Raw genomic sequence first — 19414 nt, 5'->3', positions numbered from 1 at the left:
CAAAAGGTGGAGTGCTACTATTTTTATAGCTGCTTGCGCTCACCCCTGTTAGTCCAGAGGCCTGTTTGGCTATAAATTTGTGCTGCCGGGAAGGTACCAGGCTCGAAAACCCATGTCCCCGACGGAATCAGGTCACCGGGCCGTGACCACCGGAATAATGGTTTGCAGCCGCTGGTATTTTTCAAACAGGGTTTCCCGCGTTTCAATGTGCTGCGGGTTGATGGGAATGCAGGCCACAGGGCAAACCTGCACGCACTGGGGCTCATCGAAATGGCCCACGCATTCCGTGCATTTGTGCGGATCGATCTCGTAAATTTCCTTGCCCAGGTAAATCGCCTGGTTGGGGCATTCGGGTTCGCAGACGTCGCAGTTGATGCACTCGTCGGTGATCATCAGGGCCATGTCAGCGCCCCTTTGCGGCTTCGTGCGCCGCCGCCAGTGCCGACGCCACCGCCGGGCTCACCATCTGGCTGATGTCGCCGCCCAGCTTGCTGATCTCGCGCACCAGCGTGCTGCTGATGCATTGCAGCGGTGCGTCGGGCAACAGAAACACGGTTTCCACCTCGGGGCGCAGTTTGCGGTTCATGGCCGCCATCTGCGCTTCGTAGTCAAAGTCGGTGATGTTGCGGATTCCGCGCACCACGGCTGAGGCCTTTTGCGCCGTGCAAAAATCCATGATCAGGCCGTCAAACGGCAGCACCGTGACGCCAGCGATGCCCTGGGTTGCCGCCTGTACCTGCGCCACACGCGCTTCCAGTGAAAACAGGGTTTTCTTGTGGTGGGCAGTGGCCACGGCAATGACAAGCCGGTCAAACAACCCGGCAGCACGGCGCACGACGTCGTCATGGCCCAAGGTGAACGGGTCAAACGTGCCGGAATAAACAGCGGTGCGGGAGGTGGCCATAGGAGGAATTATGCCCGCCCCACCCTTTTTGCCGCCAATTGCCGCCCTGTAACCACGAGGCAGGCAAGGCCTGGCCGGCGGTTCAGCCCGCTGGCGTACCCAGAGCGGCCAGCAAGTGGAAATGCACGGCGCCTGCCTTGCCGCTGCGGTGCACCTGTAAACCCAGCGGCAGCAGTTCCTCATCCGTCCAGGGTTTGGGCGCCTCCAGATAAACCACGCCGGTCGGACCGATGGCCTGCGCTGCGGCTTTGAGCGTGGATTCGTACAGGGTGGACTCAAAAGGCGGGTCGAGCAGCACCAGTTGCAGGCTGCCCGGCGCAACGCGTTTCAAGGCGCTCAGTCCGTCGCCACGCTCGATACGGCACATGTCGGCCTTGAGCCTGGCCTGCACCGTCTTGAGCTGTTGCGCCAGCGCCGGGTCCTGCTCGCACAGCAGCACGTCGGCCGCGCCGCGCGACGCGGCCTCAAAGCCCAGCGCGCCGGTGCCGGCAAACACGTCGATACAGCGCCAGCCCGTCAGGTCCTGGCCCAGCCAGTTGAAAAGGGTTTCACGCACGCGATCGGGCGTGGGACGCAGGCCCGGCTTGCTGGGAACCGGCAATTTTGTGCGTTTGTACAAGCCGCCGATGATGCGGATCTCACCCGGCGGCACGGTTTTTCGGCCCACCACCTTGCCGCTTTTGGCGCGCGGGTTCTTGGGGGTGGCGGGAGCTGGGGTGGGAGCGGGCGTGTACTTCATGGTGCGGCGCCAAGGATAACAGTGACCATTTTTTCGGGCTGCAGCTTGCGTGCAAAAGCCGCCTTGACATCGGCCACCGTGACCTTGTCGACCTGCTGCGTCCAGGTATCGAGGTAGTTCAGCGGCAGGTCGTTCCAGGCAATGCTCGACACGTTGTCAAGGAGCTTGCGGTTGCTGTCAATGCGCAAGGCAAAGCCGCCGACCAGGTTGTCCTTCGCGGCCTTGAGCTCTGTCTCCAGCGGGCCATTGGCGACAAAGTCAGCCACCACTTTGCGCACCAGGTCCACGGCCTGCGCAGCCTGGTCAGGCCGGGTCTGCATGCTGATGGTGAAGGCGCCCGCATGCAAGGCGGGTGAGAAATAACTCGACACGCCATACGTCAGGCCGCGCTTTTCACGCACTTCACTGGCCAGCCGCGAGACAAAACCGCCGCCGCCCAGGATGTAATTGCCCACCGTCAGGGCGAAGTAGTCCGGGTCCGAGCGTTTGTAGCCCGGCTGGCCGATCAGTACCTGCGCCTGCGCTGAAGCAAAGGGGATGCGTTTTTCAACCGGTGCGGCCAGCGGCGCGACCTCGGCCACGGCCGGCAATGGCGGCAGGCTGGCGCAAGCCGTTTTCGGCAGGCGTGACAGCAATTTTGCAGCGATGGCATCAGCCTGCGCGCGCGTCACGGCGCCCACCATGCTGATGCGCGCGCGGCAAGCCGTCACGCCAGTGGCGTGCGCGGCGCGCATGTCGCCCACGCTGATGCGCGTCAGGCTTTCTTCCGTGACTTCATAACCATAGGGATGCGTGCCGTATACCGCCGGTGTGTAGGCGCGGCCGGCAACACTGGCCGGGCGGGTATAGGACTCGCGGATCGAGGCCTGCAGGCGTGCGCGCTCGCGTTGCCACACAGCTTCGGGAAAAGCCGGCTCGGCGATCTCACGTGCGGCCAGCGCTGCGGCTTTGTCCAGCAGCGCCGGGTCGGTCAGGGTGCGCAGTGAAAAGCTCAGGCGGTCGGACGTGGTGCCGGCACCGAACTGCGCGCCCAGATCCGCCCAGGCTTCGCTGAGTGCGTTTTCATCGAGCGCCGGCTCGGGAACACACAGCCCTCCACAAATTCCGTCTGGCCCCAAGCCATTGCTGGCACGCACACCTTTTTCCAGCAGGCCGGCCATCATGCTGGCCAGGCCGGCTTTGTCAGCAGGGTCACGCCGGTTGCCGGCGTCCAGGTCGATCTGCACGTCCAGCATGGCAATCGCCGGGCTTTCGACCAGGTAAACCTTGGCGCCATTGGGCTGCGTCCAGTGCTGGATCGGCAGGGCAGCCAGCGCCAGCGAGTGAAAAAACAAACCAAAAAGGCCTGCGACCCCTACACACCTTGCGCGAGCCGCTATTGTTTTTATAGCAATCATGATGTTGTCAACAATTCTGGATGAGTAGGGCAGCTCAACGCTGCAGGTCGCCGGCAGGCGCAGTGCCCTGGCGCGGCTTGCGGTTCGGATCCAGCGGCTGCGGCAACAGCGTTGCCATCGTCATCTGGTCGTCACCAAAATATTTCGCGGCCACTGCCTGCACCTCGGCGCCCGTGATGCTGCGCAGGGCGGCAATGATGCGTTCGCTGGCATCCAGCGGCAGGCCTTGCACCCAGTGGGAGCCGAGCTCGCGCGCCTGGTTGAAGACCGAGTCGAGCTTGTAGGTCTCGCTGGCCACCCACTGCGTCTTGACGCGGTTCAATTCGGCCTCGCTCACGCCTTCGCGCGCCACCTTGGCCACCTGCTCGCGCAGCGCGTCGGCCACCTGCTGGGCGGTTTTACCGGCAGCGGGCACGCCGTCAAGCGAAAAGAGCTGCGGCCCCCGGCCCATCAGGCCATTGGACGCACCGGCGCTGTCGGCCACACGGGACTGCTGCACCAGCGCGCGGTCAAGCCGGGCGCCGCTGTAACCGTCCAGCACGGCGGCCAGCACCGTCAGCGCCAGCGCGTCGCGGCCGGCGCCGGCGACCGGCGCGGCCAGGTCTGCCGGCTCCAGCTTGGGCACCTTGAAAACCATGCTGACATAGGCCTGGCTGGCCGGTGCCTTGAAGTCCATGCGGCGCACACCGGCCTGCACGGGCTCGGTACGCGGCTTGCGCACCGGCACGGCACGCGCCGGAATCCCGCCGTAGTATTTTTCGGTCAGCTTTTTGACCTGCGCGACATCTACATCACCGGCAATGACCACGGCGGCATTGGCAGGCACATACCAGCGGCGGTAAAAGTCGCGCGCATCGTCGGGTGTCATGGCCTCGATGTCGCTCATCCAGCCGACCACCGGGCGCCGGTAAGGCGAGGCAGTAAACGTCATCGCGGTCATCTGCTCATACAGCATGGCGCGCGGCGAATCTTCGGTGCGCAGGCGCCGCTCTTCCTTGACGACCTCGATCTCGCGCTTGAACTCGTCGTCGGCCCACTGGTTTCCGGTGAAACGGTCAGCCTCCAGGCGCATGACGTCCTCCAGCTTGCCGGCCGGAATCTGCTGGTGGTAGGCCGTGTTGTCGCGGCTGGTGAAAGCGTTGTCGCGTCCGCCCAGGGCGGCTACGCGCTTTGAAAACTCACCCGGTTTGACCTTCGCCGTTCCCTTGAACATCATGTGTTCCAGCACATGGGCCACGCCCGATGTGCCGTCGACCTCGTCCATGGAGCCCACGCGCACCCACAGCATGTGGGCCACGGTGGGCGCGCGGTGGTCGGGCTTGACGATGACCGTGAGGCCGTTGGCCAGCGTGAACTGCTCCACTGCCGGTGCGGGCGCGGGCGCCTGCGCAAGGGCCGCCGTGCCCAGGCACAGAGTCAGCACCAAGGCGGGCAGGCGCCAGGCGGCCGACGGGCGAAGTATGGAAGATAGGGGTACTGGGGGTGTCAAAAGGGCTGGCCTGGGGTGTTTCATAGAATAGCTGGGTGGCGCCGCACGGCACTGCAGAGTGCAATTGCCCACTAGGACTCCACAAGCATACCCAATGTTCAGTTTTTTCAAGAAAAAATCCCCTCCCCCTGCCCCACCGGCGTCTTCTGCGCCCGATACGCCCTCCCCGGCCGGCGGATCCACCCCGGACCCGGCAGTACCTGTGCCCGCTGCACCCGTGCCCGCGCCAGCTCCTGCGGGTGGCAGCTTGATTGGCAGCGCGCTTGTAACCCCCATTGCCATTCCGGTTCCCGGCGCTGTGGCCCCCGAGCGGGAACGCTGGCTCGGCAAGCTGCAGGCCGGGCTGCGCAAGACCGGCTCCAGCATCTCGACCGTGTTCACCGGCAGCCGCATCGACGATGCACTCTACGAAGACCTGGAGACCGCGTTATTGATGGCCGACGCCGGCAGCAAGGCCACCGAACACCTGCTGGCCGATGTCAAACGCCGCGTCAAGGAAGGCGGCATGACGCACCCCGTCGCCGTCAAGAATGCCTTGGTGGACTCCATCGCACAACTGCTCAAGCCGCTGGAGCAGCCCCTCGTGATCGGCCAGTACCAGCCCACCGTGATCATGGTGACCGGGGTCAACGGTGCCGGAAAGACCACATCCATCGGCAAGCTCACACGGCACTTGGCCACCGAAGGCGCCTCGGTGCTGCTGGCAGCAGCTGACACCTTTCGCGCCGCGGCGCGCGAGCAGCTCAGCGTCTGGGCCGACCGCAACACCGTCGAGATCGTCAGCCAGGAAGGCGGCGACCCGGCCGCCGTGAGCTTTGACGCCGTGAGCGCAGGCAAGGCGCGCGGCAAAGATGTGGTGCTGGTCGACACGGCCGGCCGCCTGCCGACGCAGTTGCACCTGATGGAAGAGCTGCGCAAGATCAAACGTGTAGTGCAGAAAGCAGACGCCACAGCACCCCACGAGGTACTTCTGGTTATTGACGGCAACACCGGGCAAAACGCATTGGCCCAGGTCAAGGCCTTTGATGACACGCTGCAGCTGACCGGCCTCATCGTGACCAAGCTGGACGGCACAGCCAAGGGCGGCGTTTTGGCGGCCATTGCGCTGTGGGCCCGTGAACGTGCCATTGCCTCACCCACACTGCGTCCGGTGTCGGTGTACTTCATCGGTGTGGGTGAGCAGCTGGAAGACCTGGAAACCTTCAACGCGCGTGAATTCGCGCAGGCTCTTCTGGGCTGAACCGGCAGATTCGCCGCTTGCCGCTCAAGGCACCCCAAGCTTTAGCAGCAGTACCGAGATCACCACGAAGGCCACGATAAAGAATGTCTCGGCCAGCAACAGCGCCACAGGCTTCCAGCCCAGCTTGAGCAAGTCTTCAAAACTGGTCTTCACACCCGCAGCGGCAATGGCCGTTACCAGCATCCAGCGCGATGCATCGCTGGCCAGTTGAACCACCGGCGCCGCGATCAGGCCGGCGCTGGCCAGCATGACCAGCACGACAAAAGCGATCAGGAAGCCCGGTACCAGCGGCACTTCTGTTTCCGGCACCTTGACGGCCGGATGGTTGCGGTACAGCACCGCAATGAACAGTACGATGGGCATCAGCATCATGACGCGAAACAGCTTGACCACGGTGGCCGTGTCACCCGCCTGCGGGCCGAGCATCATGCCGGCCGCTACCACCTGCGCCACGTCGTGAATCGAGCCGCCCAGCACAATACCGGCCTGCCCCGGCAAGAGCCCGATGGCCTGCAGGCTGAATGGGTAAACCACCATCGCCAGCGTCGACAGCACCGTGACGCCCACCACGGCCAGCAGTGTGAAGCGTTCGTTTTCTTTCGTCTGGGGCAGCACGGAAGACACGGCTAGCGCCGCCGATGCACCGCAGATGGCCACCGCGCTGCCCGACAGCAGGCCTTCATCACGCGAACACTTCAGCCAGCGCGCCAGCAGCACGCCCAGCAAAATCGTCAGTACCACCGCCAGCACGATAACCACGGCGGTTCCGGCGCCCAGTTGGGCCACTTGCGCAAACGTAATGCGGGCACCAAGCAGCGCGACCCCCACGCGCAGCACCACGCGGCCGCAAAAACCAATGCCCTTGGCCGCCTTGGGGTGGCTATTGAGAAAGTGGAACGCCAGGCCGATCAGCAAGGCATAGAGCAGTTGGGGACCGCCATAGTGCTCGGAGATGAAAGTCGCGGCCAGTGCAATCACCATGCACACCAGCACACCTGGAAAGTGGGACGCCAGCGCCATGCGCCATTTAAAAATCATGGGATATCAGACAGACTTGTTGGATGAATGGGACGGAGGGTTTGGACCACCGGGGTAATGCGTGAGAACTTTTTCCAGCAGCGCCGCACCGGTAGGGCTTCCCGCCACCAGCATCCGGCTTTGCAGCAGGGGCAAGCCGTCCAGGGACCGCATCGTGGCGCCGGCCTCGCGCAGCAGCACCAACCCGGCCGCAGCGTCCCACGCGCCCATGCCGCGTTCCCAGAAGGCATCAGCCCGCCCGGCCGCCACATAAGCCAGTTCCAGCGCCATGGACCCGCTTCGCCGAACCTGCCCAAACGTTCTCAGTACATCACCAAATTCACGCAGGTAGTCGTCCATGAAAGGCGCACCCGGCTTGGGAAACACCGTCGAAACCAGGCATTGCGCAGCAGGGCGCGCGGCAGCACAGGCCAGGCGCTCCCCATTCAGGTATGCACCAAGGCCCGATGCCGCAGTAAAAATTTCGTGGCGGGACGGATCCACGATCACGCCCAGCACCGGCTGCCGGTCCACACACAGTGCAATCGATACCGCATACTGAGGGTAGCCGCGCGCAAAGTTTGCCGTGCCATCAATCGGGTCGACCAGCCAGGTGGGCTGCTCCGTCAATTCGCCGCCGCTTTCTTCGCCGACAAAACCGCTCTGCGGCAAGACTTGCAGCAATGCGCCGCGCAAGCCCTCTTCCACTTCGCGGTCAAAGCGCGTGACCCAGTCACCCGGCGCTTTCTGACGGACATCCGCCGGCTGCAGTTCAGCCTGCGCTTTCCTGATGCGGGCGGCAGCCTCCATGCCCGCGAGCCGGGTTTTCTCCAGCACCACAACAAGGTCCATGTTCATGCCTTCTTGGACAGCACGCTGACATAGTCGTGCGCCTGGGTATTGATGGTAGAGACCCGGTATTCCACGGGCTTGTCGCCGAACGTCAGGGCCAGCCGATGCACTTCCAGCACCGGGGAGCCCACCGCCAGCCCCAGCAGGCGCGCCTGGGTCCGGTCGGCCGCCGCGGCGCGTGCACGTTCCTGTGCCCGCAGCACGGTGATGCCGAAGTCCGTCTGGTACAAGGCATAGATCGTGCCGGGCCTTTCCACAAAACGCTTTTCGGTGAGGTTGCGGAACAGAGCCGCCGCAATGGTCAGCCGGTCATGCATGACCACCCTGCCCTGCAGGGCGAGGCGGTTTTCCGCCCTGAACACGGACTCCCCCGCCTTGATACGCAACGCGGCGGCTTCTTGCTCCGTGGCCCGCTCGCGCCCAAAAGCGATGCAGTCAATTTCCGGGTAGTCGCGGTCCCGCGCCGCATCGTCGTCACCGAAGTTCCAGTGCGGCTCCACGTGAAAAAACTGGAACATGAAGCGGGCATTGTTGTGCGGCGCCACAAAAGTTCCCTTGCCCTGCCGCCGCACCAGCACATGCTCGTGTACCAGCTCGTCAACGGCATGGCGCAGGGTGCCAATGCTCACCTGCAGGCTCGCGGCAATATTCGCCTCGCTGGGCAAGGGTTTACCCGGGCCGCAATGCCCGGCCTCGATGAGTTTTTGCAGCTCGCGCTTGACCTGGCGGTAGAGCGGCATGGCCTCTTCGCTCATCAACGGACGCAATGGAGCCGATGTGTTTTTGACATTCACGGCCGCCATTGAAACACCAACGGGCGAGTCGTACAAGTCATATATATGAGTGAATTGACAAGCGGTTGCCGGCCCATAAAACTGGCAACTCAATTCAACTCACGCCATTCGGAGACCCCATGATTCATTTTGTATTGCATGACGCCAAAGACACCGTGGCCGTTGTGGTGGTGGAAGGTGTGAAGGCAGGAACCGCCATGACCGGCTGGATCATGGACGAGGACCGCATGATCAATGTGCAGGCCCAACAGGACATCCCGATCGGCCACAAGGTGGCCCTCAAGGACATGGCTGTCGGCGACACCGTGCTGAAGTACGGCATCGACATGGGCAAGGTTGTTGCCAACATCAAGGCCGGCCAGCACGCCCATGTCCATAACATCAAAACCAAGCGCTGGTAGTTGATGGCTTGCCTGGCTACTGCGCGGGCGGGATGCAGCGTTGCAAATCCTCGCCGGGCAGGAGCCCGCCTGCGGTTTGCGCCTTGCCTGCCGCCCGTTCGCTACGCCATCCAAACCATCAACTCAAAAAACTTTAAAAGGATCCCCCATGTCAGTCATCGATAAAAACACCACATTTCTGGGCTACCGCCGTGAAAACGGCCGCGTCGGCGTGCGCAACCACGTCATCATCCTGCCGCTGGACGACCTTTCCAATGCAGCCGCCGAGGCGGTGGCCCACAACATCAAGGGCTGCATGGCGATTCCGCACCCCTATGGGCGGCTGCAATTCGGTGCCGACCTGGAGCTGCACTTTCGCACCCTGATCGGTGCCGGCTGCAACCCCAATGTCGCCGCCGTCGTGGTGATCGGCATTGAAGACAGCTGGACCAAAAAAGTGGTGGACGGCATCGCCAAAACTGGCAAACCGGTCGTGGGCTTCGGCATTGAAGGCCACGGCGACCATGAGACCATCATGAAGGCCTCCAAAGCCGCACGTGAGTATGTGCAGTGGGCCAGCGAAAAGCAGCGCGAGGTCTGCGGCATCTCCGAACTGTGGGTGTCCACCAAGTGCGGCGAATCGGACACCACGTCCGGCTGCGGCGCCAATCCCACCGTCGGCAACGCCTTCGACAAGCTGCACCCGCTCGGCAACTACCTGTGCTTCGGTGAAACCTCCGAGATCACCGGTGGTGAAAAGATCGTCGCCGACCGTTGTGCCACAGATGCCGTGCGCGACCAGTTCATGTTCATGTTCAACCGCTACCAGGACATGATCAACCGCCACAAGACCAGCGACCTGTCGGACTCGCAGCCCACCAAAGGCAACATCGCCGGCGGCCTCACGACCATCGAGGAAAAAGCGCTGGGCAATATCCAGAAAATCGGCAAGGTCTGCACGGTCGACGGCGTCATCGACAAGGCCGAGATGCCCACGCACCCGGGCCTGTGGTTCATGGACTCGTCCAGTGCCGCCGCCGAAATGGTGACCCTGTGCGCCGCCTCCGGTTACGCCGTGCACTTCTTCCCCACCGGCCAGGGCAACGTGATCGGCAATGCGATTGTTCCCGTGATCAAGATTTGCTCGAACCCGCGCACCGTGCGCCTGATGAGCGAACACATCGACGTGGACACCTCCGGGCTGCTGCAGCGCGATATCACGCTCGACCAGGCCGGCGACAAGCTGCTGGAGAACATGCTGCGCACCGCCAACGGCCGCCTGACCGCTGCAGAAGCGCTGGGCCACCGCGAGTTCGTGCTGACGCGCCTCTTTGAATCAGCCTAGAACATGGCCCCCACGCTTTTCACTTCGTGTAATACGCTGCCCCCCGAGGGGGCTAATTTTCCTTGGGGCGGCCCGGCGGAAAATTTGGCCCCCACGCTTTTCACTTCGTGTAATACGCTGCCCCCCGAGGGGGCTAATTTTCCTTGGGGCGGCCCGGCGGAAAATTGTGCTCACATGCTGGTGGCACTGTCATGACGCGGGCGCGCATTGTCATCTGTGAATTCATGGACGAGCGCGCAGTGGCGCAGCTTGAAGCGGCACATGACGTGCTCTATGACCCGCAGCTGGTGGGCGACGCCACCCGCCTGCGGGCCGAGGCGGGCCAAGCCGATGTGTTGATCGTGCGCAACCTGACGCAGGTGCGCGGCGAACTGCTCGCCGCAATGGCCCGCTGCAAGGTGGTGGGCCGGCTCGGCGTGGGGCTGGACAACATCGACGTGCCGGCCTGCGAAGCCCGCGGCATCAAGGTCATTCCCGCCTCGGGCGCCAATGCGCTCAGCGTCGCCGAATACGTCGTTGCCAGCACCCTGCTGCTGTTGCGCGGTGCGTTTGCTTCGACCGAAGCCGTGGCAGCCGGCCAGTGGCCGCGCGCTGCGTTGAGCAACGGCCGTGAAGCTGCCGGACAAACATTAGGCATCATCGGTTTTGGCTCCATAGGCCAGACCACCGCGCGCCTGGCACGTGGCCTGGGCATGCACGTGATTGCCTATGACCCCGCGCTTGCACCCGATGCCCCGGTTTTCGCGCAGACCGGTGTGCAGTACGCCGGCCTTGACGACCTCATCAGCGGCGCAGATGCCGTCACATTGCATGTGCCCCTGGTGGATGCGACGCGCGGGCTGCTCAGCGCGGCACGCATTGGCCAGATGAAAAAAGGCGCAGTCCTGATCAATACCTCGCGGGGCCACATCGTGGACATCGCGGCAGTCAGTGCGGCACTGCGGTCGGGGCAACTGGGCGGTGCGGCCATTGATGTATTCGATGCCGAGCCCCTGCCCGCGAGCGCGGCGTTGCAAGGATGCCCCAACCTGTTGCTTACGCCACACATTTCAGGTCTCAGCATGCAGTCAAATGAACGTGTATCGTTCATGATTGCCGACAAGGTGCTGGAGAGCCTGAAGTAAATGGTCCAACTGTCTATTGAAGAAGCAACACGTCTTGCCACGCAGGCGCTGCGCAAGGCGGGCGCGGCAGAAGCCATGGCGGCCACCACCGCGAGAGCACTGGTTCGCGCCGAAGCGCAAGGACTCGCTTCGCATGGCCTGAGCCGCGTGCCCCAATATGCCACCCATCTTCGCAATGGCCGGGCCGATGGCCATGCCGTCGCCGTCGTGGCGCACAAAAAAGGTGCGGCGGTGCTGGTGGATGCAAAGCAGGGCCTGGCTTTTCCCGCTTGCGACCTGGCGATCTCCACAGCGATTGCAACCGCCCGGGAACTGGGCGTGTGTTTTGTCGGCGTGACCAACAGCCACCATTGCGGGGTATTGGTGGATCATCTGCGCGCCGCAACCGATGCGGGCCTGGTAGGCCTTGGTTTTGCCAACGCACCGGCGGCCATGCCAGCGGCAGGCGGCAAGCACCCGATCTTTGGAACCAACCCGATTGCTGCCGCGTTTCCCCGCAGAAACGCCGATCCACTGCTGATTGACCTGTCTCTGAGCGAAGTTGCGCGCGGCAAGGTGATGGTTGCGGCCAAGGAAGGCAAATCCATTCCGCTGGGCTGGGCGCTGGACACGCAAGGCCGGCCCACAACGGACGCACAGGCGGCTCTGGAAGGCTCCATGCTGCCGCTGGGCGCCGTGAGCAGCCCCAAAGGTTCCATGTTGGCATTGATGGTTGAGCTGCTGGTGACAGCCGTGATTGGCGCGCAGTTTGCTTTTGAGGCATCATCGTTTTTTGTGGATGAGGGCAATCAGCCGCGAATCGGCCAGGCTTTCATCCTGATCGACCCGGGCGCGCTTGCAGGCACAGACACTTACTTTGAACGCATGGAAACCGTGATCGCCGAAATGCTGCTGGACGAAGGTGTACGTCTGGCCGGTACGCGGCGCATCGCACTTGAAACGAAAGCACTACAGACGGGAATCAACATTCCCGACGCACTCAAATCGCAGTTGGATCAGTTAGTGGGTTAACAGTTATTCAATCAAGAGGAGTAGGCATGAAACGTCGTGACATCGTATTGGCATCAACAGGTGCAGCCCTGACGGGCATTCCGGGTCTGGGGCTGGCCCAGCAGACCTTTCCCAAACCAGGCAGCACCATCAAGTATGTGGTCCCGTTCACGCCCGGCGGCCTGACCGACATGATGGCCCGCACGGTCGCCCAAAAGCTGTCCGAGGCGTGGAAGACTCCCGTGATTGTCGAAAACAAGGCTGGCGGAAACGCGCAGATCGGCGCCGAGCAGGTCGCCAAATCAACGCCCGACGGCAATACGCTGCTGGCCATCACGTTGACACATGCCGCGAACGTATCCCTGTATCCGAATGCGGCTTACAGCTTCACCAAAGACCTGCGCCCGGTCGCCCTGATGGCCAATTCGCCGATGCTGGTCGTGGTTCCCGCCGCCAGTCCCATCAAGGACTTCAAGGACCTGATGGCCGTGTCCAAAACCAAGCAGCTGAGCGCGGGCTCGAGCGGCAACGGCACCCCAGCACACCTGACCATGGCTTTGTTCTGCGAGTTGAACAAAACGAAGATGATCCACGTGCCCTACCGCGGCGGCGCGCCCTCGATGGTCGACCTGATCGGTGGCCAGCTGGACGTGATTTTTTCCAACTATCCGGAATCGATCGCTCACGTCAAAGGTGGAAAACTGCGCGCGATCGCGATCTGCAGCCTGGGCCGGCACCCGGGGGTGCCTGATGTCCCGACTGCTTTCGAGGCCGGTATGACTGGCCTCTTTGTCGAGAACTGGACAGGGGCCATGCTCCCGGCCAAGACGCCGGATGACATTGTCGACAGATACTCGCGCGAGATCATCAAGATCATGTACAGCGCTGACGTGGAAGAGCGCGCCAAGCAACAAGGCTTTCGTGTCTCACAAAAGGGTTCAGAAGAGTTCGGCCGCTTCCTGAAAAGCGAAATAGACCGCTGGAGCCGGATTATCAAGACCGCGAAAATCACGCCGACCTGATCGGCAAGCACACCCGGTAAGCACAAAGTCCGCAGGCCGTTCGCGGTCTGCGTTACGTTTTGTAAAACACCGCTCCGGTTCTGGTGGCCTGGCGGAAAATCCGTCCAGAGGCGATCCCCGCCACTGGAGACATACATGAACGACATAGCGGATATTCCCGATACCGTTACCGGGCCGCGCAAGGTTGACCAGCTGCTGGCGCACTACGGCGAAAGCCACCAGAACCCGCGCAACGAACTGATCCATTTCATCGCCATCCCGCTCATCATGCTGAGCCTGGTCGGCATGCTGTTTGCGCTTCACCCCTATATCGCGTATGTGTTCGTCGCGGCCAGCATGGTCTACTACGCGCGCCTGTCGGCGATGTTCTTTATGACCATGGCGGTCTGGTCGGTGCTGTTTCTGGGTCTGGTGTTCGCCATGGGGCCGCTGGTATTGCCGATTTGTATCGGCATTTTTGTGGGCGCCTGGATCCTGCAATTCATCGGCCACAAGATCGAGGGCAAAAAGCCTTCTTTCTTTGAAGATATCCAGTACCTCTGGGTCGGGCCGCTGTTTGTGCTCAGCAAGCTGTTTGGCAAGCTGGGTATACGCTGGTGATCCATCCAGCTTGAAAACACCCGGGCGGCCTCCATCTTGGAGGTTTAAACCTTTTCACAGGTACCTCGCTTGATCAGCAAAATTCTGCGTTTTTTCCTCAAGCTCCTCTTTGGCATCTTCGCGGCTGTGTTTGCCGTCAGCCTGCTGGTCGCAGCCCTGATCGTCGTGGCGCTGAGCCTCCTGAAGTCGCTCGTCACCGGCCGCAAGCCGGCGCCTGCGATGGTGTTTGGCCGCTTCCAGCGCTATTCGCCCCAGGGCATGTGGCCGGGTGGGGCCGCCCAAGGCAACCCGGCCAGCCCCCGTGCCGGCGACGTGGTGGACGTCGAAGTCCGCGAAGTGCGTGACGACAAGCGCCTGCCGTAAATCCATACCTGCAAGCGCCGGTTCAGGTGGCTGGGAACGAAAAGTACGGAACCGCTATTAAATTCGTAGCTGCTTGCGCCCGTCCTACCTGGATAAAAGGCCAATTTCATTCCATAAAATTGGCCATAAAGCTGATGCACAGCCCACCTGGATTTGGCGTCAAATATGGCTTCAACCCAACAAGAACTTGCGCAGGTAGCTATCAAATAGATAGCAAACCCGCCTTTGGAAGGGCTGCAGCCCCGTACAAATCGATACCGCGCATTTACAAGGCAGAAACCAATCCCCCTGAACCAATGGCCCACAATGCGGCTCATACCAAGGGTTTTCACTTATTAGCCTTGCGCTATCCGAGTCATTGAACCTATTGCTTAGCACTCTCTCCAACAGAGTGCTAATATTTAGCACCAGACGAAAGGAGTCTTGCTGTGTCTTATGCTCTTTCCCCCGCTTCCCTGACCGCTGTCGTGCCGAAATCGGGCGCGTCCACAGCCGTCAACCCCTGGTCGCTGGTGCCCCCGCTGGGCAACCTGGACGCTTATATTTCCGCCGTGAACCGTCTCCCCATGCTCACCCTGGAGCAGGAGCAGGAATTTGCCAAAAATCTCAAGGAAAACAACGATCTAGATTCCGCAGGTAAGTTAGTGCTCTCTCACTTGCGTCTGGTGGTTTCGATTTCGCGCAAATACCTGGGTTATGGCCTGCCGCACGGCGACCTGATCCAGGAAGGCAACATCGGCCTGATGAAGGCGGTCAAGCGCTTCGACCCGGACCAGAACGTGCGCCTGGTGAGCTACGCCATGCACTGGATCAAGGCTGAGATCCATGAGTACATCCTGAAAAACTGGCGCATGGTCAAGGTCGCGACCACCAAGGCCCAGCGCAAGCTGTTTTTCAACCTGCGCTCGATGAAGCAGGGTTTCAAGGACGACGCCGACGTGGCGACGCACCGCGACACGCTGACCGAAGGCCAGATCGACTCAATGGCCAAGACGTTGAACGTCAAGCGCGAGGAAGTCATCGAGATGGAGCAGCGCATGTCGGGCGGCGACGTGCTGCTGGACCCAAGCCCGAGTGACGACGGCGAAGACGCCTTTGGCCCGATCGCTTACCTGGCCGACGCCACGCAAGAGCCGACGGCACTGATGGAGTCGCGCCAGCGCGACAACCTGGCGTCAGACGGCATCACTGCTGCGCTGGAAGATCTCGACCCGCGTTCACGCCGCATTGTGGAAGAGCGCTGGCTCAAGGTGAACGACGACGGTTCAGGCGGCATGACGCTGCACGACCTGGCCGACGAGTACAAGGTCAGCGCCGAGCGGATCCGCCAGATTGAGGTGGCGGCCATGAAGAAGATGAAGAAGGTGCTGGCCGCCTACGCGTAAAACCCGCAGGCTTACGCTCTTTCAAAAGCCCGCGCAGCAATGTGCGGGCTTTTTCCTTTTCCGGTTCCAGCCGTGCGGAACGGATTCGCTCAGGACTTGAGCAACAGGCGGATGTCGGACGCCAGCGCCTCAGCGCCGCTGCCGTAGCGGTTGTAAAGACGGATGCGCCCCTGGCCGTCGAAGATATAGCTGCCGGCGGAATGGTCCATGGTGTAGCTGCCCGGCGTTTTGCCGTCGACTTTTTTGTAATACACCTTGAAGTCCTTGGCGACCTGGGGCAATTGGTCGAGCGTGGGCCGCAGCGCCACAAAGGTCGGGTCGAAATTGCCCATGTAGGCCTTGAGCAGTTCGGGCGTATCGCGTTCCGGGTCGACCGTGATGAAGATTGCCTGCAGCTTGTCGCCATCGGTGCCCAGCAGTTTCTTGACCTGCGCCAGCTCGGCCATGGAGGTCGGGCAGACGTCGGGGCACTGCGTGAAGCCGAAGAACACCACCACCACCTTGCCGGCAAAGTCTTTCAGCGTGCGCACCTGGCCATTGTGGTCGGCCAGCGTGAAGCCCTGCGCGTAGTCGGCGCCGGTGAGGTCAATGCTCTTGAACTGAGGTTTGTCCGGTGCGCATGCAGTAAAAATGCCTGCAGCACCCACTGCAAAAGCGCAGGCAGCTATTGTTTTAATAGCAGATCGGCGAACGGGTGAGGCAGCCCGGGGCGTGCTGTGGGACTTCATGGTGGGAGCCTAGAGATAGTGGTCAAGCAGCAGCGCTGCGAACAGCACCGAAAGATGAATCAGTGAAAACCGGAAGGTCTTGCGTGCCAGCGCGTCGGAGTAGTTGCGCCACAGGCGAAAGCCATACCAGCTGAAGCCGATGCTGAGCGCGACAGCGGCAACGAGGTAAGGCCAGCCGCTCATCTTGAAGATAAACGGCATCAGGCAGGCGGGGAACAATACCAGCGTGTAGAGGAACACCTGCAGGCGCGTGAACTCATTGCCGTGCGTCACGGGCAGCATGGGCAGGCCTGACTTGCGGTAGTCTTCCACGCGGTAGAGGGCCAGCGCCCAGAAGTGCGGCGGCGTCCAGAGGAAGATGATCAAAAAGAGGATCAACGCCTCCGGGCCGACCGAACCCGTCATGGCAGCCCAGCCCAGCACCGGCGGCATGGCGCCTGAAGCGCCGCCGATCACGATGTTCTGCGGCGTCAACGGCTTCAAGATCACGGTGTAGACCACCGCATAACCGATGAAGGTGGCAAAAGTCAGCCACATGGTGAGCGGGTTCACCCACACATAAAGAATCCACGAACCGAGGGCGCACAGTGCGGCCGAAAAAGACAGCGTGAGCGGATTGCTGAGCTCGCCCTTGGCGGTGGGCCGCCAGGCGGTGCGCCGCATGCGCGAGTCAATCTGCTGCTCGACCAGGCAGTTGAAGGCGGCGGCAGCCCCAGCCACCAGCCAGATGCCGGCGCAGGCGATCAGCGCGAGCCGGACATCCGGCCACGACGGAACACCGGGAACGGCCAGCACCATGCCGATCAACGCGCAAAACACGATGAGTTGCACCACGCGCGGCTTGGTCAGCGCATAAAACTGCGCGAAACGGGAGGGCGCGCGGGGCAAGGCCGGAGCCGGTGCGGCGGAGGGAGTACTGGGGTTCATGGAAAGTCGCTAGGCATTCAATTTTGACGCATATGGCGTAGGGGGCCGCTGCGGCTGGAAAAGACCACGCCGCTGAGCACAATGACAAGGGCCGCGGCACCGCCGGTATGCATGACCGCGGCGAGCAAAGGCCAGCCCAGCACGGCGTTGCTGATGCCAGTGACGGCCTGCAGCAGTATGAGCCCGGCCAGCCAGCGCGCCGATGTGCGAAATGCGGGCACGCGGTGCAGGCACAAGGCAAGCGCCAGAAACACGGCAAACACGAGATAGGCCACCAGGCGGTGCACATAGTGAATGGCGGTGAGCGCCTCAAAGCTGATATTGGCGCCGTCATGGCCCGCACCGAGTTCGCGCCACAGCGTGAAGCCCTGGCGGAAGTCCATGGCCGGCCACAGCGATCCCTGGCAACCCGGAAAGTCCGTGCAGGCCAATACGGCGTAGTTGGTGCTGACCCAGCCGCCGAGAGCAATCTGCACCCAGAGCAGCACGAAGGCTGCGATCACAGCACGCCGCAGGCCGGCAGAAATATCCGTGGCGCTGACGCCCTGCGCTTGCGCATAACGCACCGCCTGCGCGCGCAACAAGGCCAGCAGAACCAGGCCGCCCAACAGATGCAACGTGACGATGGCCGGAAACAACTTCATGGTCACAGTGAGCGCGCCGAACGCGCCCTGCAGGCACACCCAGATCAGCGTGACAGCAGGCCACCAGAATGAGACCGGTGTGCGCTTGCGCTCCAGCCAGCTTGTCACCGCGAGCGTAAGAATAAGCACGCCAACGCCAGTCGCCAGATAGCGGTGGATCATCTCGATCCACGCCTTGGAATGCGTCACGGGGCCGGTCGGCATCGCAGTCTGCGCAGCTTCGATGTGCATCTGGGCGCCAACCGGACTCGCGCTGCCGTAGCAACCAGGCCAGTCGGGGCATCCCAAACCGGAGTCAGTGAGCCGCGTGAACGCGCCGAAGATCACCAGATCAAACGTGAGGAACAGCGTCACCAGCGTCAGCACCCGCAAGCGTTGCGCCACCGGGGCATTCTTGTTGTGTACCCACACCCAGGCCAGCGGCCCGAGCGCCACCACCAGCCCCATGATCATCAGGCGCAGGGCAGGACTCAAGTCGTAAAGATTTTGCGCGGCCATGATTGATTAATGAAAACTGGAGCCCGCAACGCCCTGGAGGTATCCAACCAAGCAGGGGCCGCGGGACTGGCTTTGCCAGACCGCAGGCGCAGCGGCCCCCTCGGGGGGCAGGGAGCTACACGCAGTGAGCGACCGTGGGGGCTCTTCACACAAGCAGGGGCCGCGGAACCGGCTTTGCCGGACCGCAGGCGCAGCGGCCCCCTCGGGGGGCAGCGCATTACACGAAGTGAAAAGCGTGGGGGCCATATTCACCTTCCCTCTTTGTCCCAGCTGCTGGAGGCGCGCAACAGGCGCTCCAGGTCGCGCTTGGCCTTGGCAGCGGCGGCGACGTCCATGTCGGCCGGGAAACGCATCATCCAGTTGCCGATGGGGTCGACCAGGTACAAGTGATCCCCCAGGCGCTGACCCGCAGCGGGCTCCAGCCACTTCGCGAGTTCAGTTGGCGCCACACGCAGCACCGCCGACGAAGCCAGCGCGGGGAGCAAGGCATCACGCACCGGCGCTTCGTCCACCACCAGCCAGACACGGTCCAGGCGCTCTTTTTCCTTGCCGAGGGACTCGCGCAGCTGGCGCTGGAAATACAGGTTCTGCTCGCACCGCGCACCGCAGGCGCCGCCGGCCACACTGATGAGCAGCCACTGGTCCTTCAGCGCCGTCAGCGTGCCGGTTCGGCCGTCGAGCGAGCGCGTGGCCAGCGGCGGAAGCGGACGCTGCGGGTCAATCAACTCACCAAAGTTGCGGCGGCCTTCGGGCCGGATCAGGTAGTAGGTGACGTAAGACGCGATGACCGGTGCCGCGCACACCAGCAGCACGGCCAGCATTTTCCAGCGGCCTGCCACGGTGCTGGGTGCGCGCGTACTGGACTGGTCCAACACGGGCATGGCATGCACGGTCAGGCCCAGGGGCTGGTCTTGCAGTCCGGCTGCAGCAGCGTGGACGGGAGGAGTATCAGGGCTATGAGGGGTAGCAGGCGTAT

Annotated in this window: 21 protein-coding genes; 9 read left to right on the top strand and 12 right to left on the bottom strand. The window is 62.5% G+C overall.

Going from position 1 to position 19414, the window contains the following annotated elements:
• Positions 1–132 precede the first annotated feature (132 nt).
• The 5 genes from AC1DU8_RS03815 to AC1DU8_RS03795 form a co-directional block, all read right to left on the bottom strand.
• Positions 133–402 carry a YfhL family 4Fe-4S dicluster ferredoxin gene (locus AC1DU8_RS03815; protein ID WP_457282197.1) on the bottom strand — a complete coding sequence of 90 codons (270 nt, stop codon included), beginning with the start codon at positions 400–402 and terminating at the stop codon, positions 133–135.
• A 1-nt stretch (position 403) separates the two neighbouring features.
• Positions 404–904: a pantetheine-phosphate adenylyltransferase gene (gene coaD, locus AC1DU8_RS03810; RefSeq protein ID WP_477666670.1), complete on the bottom strand. Its 501-nt coding sequence runs from the start codon at positions 902–904 to the stop codon at positions 404–406.
• A gap of 82 nt (positions 905–986) precedes the next feature.
• Positions 987–1643 carry a 16S rRNA (guanine(966)-N(2))-methyltransferase RsmD gene (rsmD, locus tag AC1DU8_RS03805; RefSeq protein ID WP_457282199.1) on the bottom strand — a complete coding sequence of 219 codons (657 nt, stop codon included), beginning with the start codon at positions 1641–1643 and terminating at the stop codon, positions 987–989.
• Positions 1640–3040: a M16 family metallopeptidase gene (locus tag AC1DU8_RS03800; protein WP_477702242.1), complete on the bottom strand. Its 1401-nt coding sequence runs from the start codon at positions 3038–3040 to the stop codon at positions 1640–1642. Before AC1DU8_RS03800 ends, rsmD begins: the two co-directional genes overlap by 4 nt.
• Positions 3041–3074: 34 nt before the next feature.
• Complete coding sequence (locus AC1DU8_RS03795; RefSeq protein WP_477726446.1) at positions 3075–4553, bottom strand: M16 family metallopeptidase; 1479 nt, start codon at positions 4551–4553, stop codon at positions 3075–3077.
• A 70-nt stretch (positions 4554–4623) separates the two neighbouring features.
• Between AC1DU8_RS03795 and ftsY the strand changes: the two genes are divergently transcribed.
• Positions 4624–5769, top strand: a complete 1146-nt coding sequence (gene ftsY, locus AC1DU8_RS03790; RefSeq protein WP_477702241.1) for a signal recognition particle-docking protein FtsY — start codon at positions 4624–4626, stop codon at positions 5767–5769.
• Between the two features lie 24 nt (positions 5770–5793).
• Here ftsY and AC1DU8_RS03785 read toward each other — a convergent pair whose 3' ends face one another.
• Genes AC1DU8_RS03785 through AC1DU8_RS03775 form a run of 3 tightly spaced genes read right to left on the bottom strand, consistent with a single transcriptional unit; the run spans position 5794 to position 8393 of the window.
• Positions 5794–6807: a YeiH family protein gene (locus tag AC1DU8_RS03785; protein WP_457282203.1), complete on the bottom strand. Its 1014-nt coding sequence runs from the start codon at positions 6805–6807 to the stop codon at positions 5794–5796.
• Positions 6808–6813: 6 nt separating this feature from the next.
• Entirely contained in the window at positions 6814–7644 is an 831-nt protein-coding gene (locus AC1DU8_RS03780; RefSeq protein ID WP_477666666.1) for an inositol monophosphatase family protein, read from the bottom strand.
• Complete coding sequence (locus AC1DU8_RS03775) at positions 7641–8393, bottom strand: GntR family transcriptional regulator (RefSeq protein WP_477726445.1); 753 nt, start codon at positions 8391–8393, stop codon at positions 7641–7643. Before AC1DU8_RS03775 ends, AC1DU8_RS03780 begins: the two co-directional genes overlap by 4 nt.
• 158 nt (positions 8394–8551) lie before the next feature.
• Here AC1DU8_RS03775 and AC1DU8_RS03770 point away from each other — a divergent pair, with 158 nt between their 5' ends.
• The 8 genes from AC1DU8_RS03770 (at position 8552) to rpoH (ending at position 15641) form a co-directional block, all read left to right on the top strand.
• The gene (locus AC1DU8_RS03770; RefSeq protein ID WP_007862870.1) at positions 8552–8833 is read left to right on the top strand and encodes a UxaA family hydrolase; all 282 of its coding nucleotides are present in this window, start codon (positions 8552–8554) and stop codon (positions 8831–8833) included.
• A gap of 148 nt (positions 8834–8981) precedes the next feature.
• A complete protein-coding gene (locus AC1DU8_RS03765) occupies positions 8982–10157 on the top strand; it encodes a UxaA family hydrolase (RefSeq protein WP_477666665.1) in 1176 nt (391 codons plus the stop codon).
• Between the two features lie 191 nt (positions 10158–10348).
• Entirely contained in the window at positions 10349–11281 is a 933-nt protein-coding gene (locus tag AC1DU8_RS03760) for a hydroxyacid dehydrogenase (RefSeq protein WP_477702240.1), read from the top strand.
• Complete coding sequence (locus AC1DU8_RS03755) at positions 11282–12292, top strand: Ldh family oxidoreductase (protein ID WP_477702239.1); 1011 nt, start codon at positions 11282–11284, stop codon at positions 12290–12292.
• 26 nt (positions 12293–12318) lie between these two features.
• Entirely contained in the window at positions 12319–13293 is a 975-nt protein-coding gene (locus AC1DU8_RS03750; protein ID WP_477694361.1) for a Bug family tripartite tricarboxylate transporter substrate binding protein, read from the top strand.
• Between the two features lie 135 nt (positions 13294–13428).
• Positions 13429–13893, top strand: a complete 465-nt coding sequence (locus AC1DU8_RS03745; RefSeq protein WP_477726444.1) for an Mpo1 family 2-hydroxy fatty acid dioxygenase — start codon at positions 13429–13431, stop codon at positions 13891–13893.
• Positions 13894–13962: 69 nt separating this feature from the next.
• Positions 13963–14256, top strand: coding sequence for a hypothetical protein (locus AC1DU8_RS03740; protein ID WP_457282211.1), 294 nt, complete (start codon positions 13963–13965; stop codon positions 14254–14256).
• A gap of 455 nt (positions 14257–14711) precedes the next feature.
• Positions 14712–15641 carry an RNA polymerase sigma factor RpoH gene (rpoH, locus tag AC1DU8_RS03735; protein WP_477666772.1) on the top strand — a complete coding sequence of 310 codons (930 nt, stop codon included), beginning with the start codon at positions 14712–14714 and terminating at the stop codon, positions 15639–15641.
• A gap of 89 nt (positions 15642–15730) precedes the next feature.
• On the opposite strand, the gene AC1DU8_RS03730 is transcribed toward rpoH, so the two are convergent.
• From AC1DU8_RS03730 to AC1DU8_RS03715, 4 genes are all read right to left on the bottom strand, one after another.
• Complete coding sequence (locus tag AC1DU8_RS03730; RefSeq protein ID WP_477726443.1) at positions 15731–16369, bottom strand: SCO family protein; 639 nt, start codon at positions 16367–16369, stop codon at positions 15731–15733.
• Between the two features lie 9 nt (positions 16370–16378).
• A complete protein-coding gene (gene cyoE, locus AC1DU8_RS03725; protein ID WP_457282213.1) occupies positions 16379–17296 on the bottom strand; it encodes a heme o synthase in 918 nt (305 codons plus the stop codon).
• Between the two features lie 17 nt (positions 17297–17313).
• Positions 17314–18438: a COX15/CtaA family protein gene (locus AC1DU8_RS03720; protein WP_477666663.1), complete on the bottom strand. Its 1125-nt coding sequence runs from the start codon at positions 18436–18438 to the stop codon at positions 17314–17316.
• 248 nt (positions 18439–18686) lie between these two features.
• Complete coding sequence (locus AC1DU8_RS03715; RefSeq protein WP_477727029.1) at positions 18687–19319, bottom strand: hypothetical protein; 633 nt, start codon at positions 19317–19319, stop codon at positions 18687–18689.
• Positions 19320–19414: the final 95 nt, after the last annotated feature.

The sequence above is a fragment of the Polaromonas sp. P3_A5 genome (assembly GCF_056403055.1).
Note: the sequence above shows the minus strand (reverse complement) of the source record. Positions and strands in the feature narration are given on the sequence as shown.

Coding starts and splice junctions, on each gene's coding strand:
- AC1DU8_RS03815 (WP_457282197.1), bottom strand. CDS start 402: ATGGCCCTGATGATCACCGACGAGTGCATCAACTGCGACGTCTGCGAA.
- coaD (WP_477666670.1), bottom strand. CDS start 904: ATGGCCACCTCCCGCACCGCTGTTTATTCCGGCACGTTTGACCCGTTC.
- rsmD (WP_457282199.1), bottom strand. CDS start 1,643: ATGAAGTACACGCCCGCTCCCACCCCAGCTCCCGCCACCCCCAAGAAC.
- AC1DU8_RS03800 (WP_477702242.1), bottom strand. CDS start 3,040: ATGATTGCTATAAAAACAATAGCGGCTCGCGCAAGGTGTGTAGGGGTC.
- AC1DU8_RS03795 (WP_477726446.1), bottom strand. CDS start 4,553: ATGAAACACCCCAGGCCAGCCCTTTTGACACCCCCAGTACCCCTATCT.
- ftsY (WP_477702241.1), top strand. CDS start 4,624: ATGTTCAGTTTTTTCAAGAAAAAATCCCCTCCCCCTGCCCCACCGGCG.
- AC1DU8_RS03785 (WP_457282203.1), bottom strand. CDS start 6,807: ATGATTTTTAAATGGCGCATGGCGCTGGCGTCCCACTTTCCAGGTGTG.
- AC1DU8_RS03780 (WP_477666666.1), bottom strand. CDS start 7,644: ATGAACATGGACCTTGTTGTGGTGCTGGAGAAAACCCGGCTCGCGGGC.
- AC1DU8_RS03775 (WP_477726445.1), bottom strand. CDS start 8,393: ATGAGCGAAGAGGCCATGCCGCTCTACCGCCAGGTCAAGCGCGAGCTG.
- AC1DU8_RS03770 (WP_007862870.1), top strand. CDS start 8,552: ATGATTCATTTTGTATTGCATGACGCCAAAGACACCGTGGCCGTTGTG.
- AC1DU8_RS03765 (WP_477666665.1), top strand. CDS start 8,982: ATGTCAGTCATCGATAAAAACACCACATTTCTGGGCTACCGCCGTGAA.
- AC1DU8_RS03760 (WP_477702240.1), top strand. CDS start 10,349: ATGACGCGGGCGCGCATTGTCATCTGTGAATTCATGGACGAGCGCGCA.
- AC1DU8_RS03755 (WP_477702239.1), top strand. CDS start 11,282: ATGGTCCAACTGTCTATTGAAGAAGCAACACGTCTTGCCACGCAGGCG.
- AC1DU8_RS03750 (WP_477694361.1), top strand. CDS start 12,319: ATGAAACGTCGTGACATCGTATTGGCATCAACAGGTGCAGCCCTGACG.
- AC1DU8_RS03745 (WP_477726444.1), top strand. CDS start 13,429: ATGAACGACATAGCGGATATTCCCGATACCGTTACCGGGCCGCGCAAG.
- AC1DU8_RS03730 (WP_477726443.1), bottom strand. CDS start 16,369: ATGAAGTCCCACAGCACGCCCCGGGCTGCCTCACCCGTTCGCCGATCT.
- cyoE (WP_457282213.1), bottom strand. CDS start 17,296: ATGAACCCCAGTACTCCCTCCGCCGCACCGGCTCCGGCCTTGCCCCGC.
- AC1DU8_RS03720 (WP_477666663.1), bottom strand. CDS start 18,438: ATGGCCGCGCAAAATCTTTACGACTTGAGTCCTGCCCTGCGCCTGATG.
- AC1DU8_RS03715 (WP_477727029.1), bottom strand. CDS start 19,319: ATGCCCGTGTTGGACCAGTCCAGTACGCGCGCACCCAGCACCGTGGCA.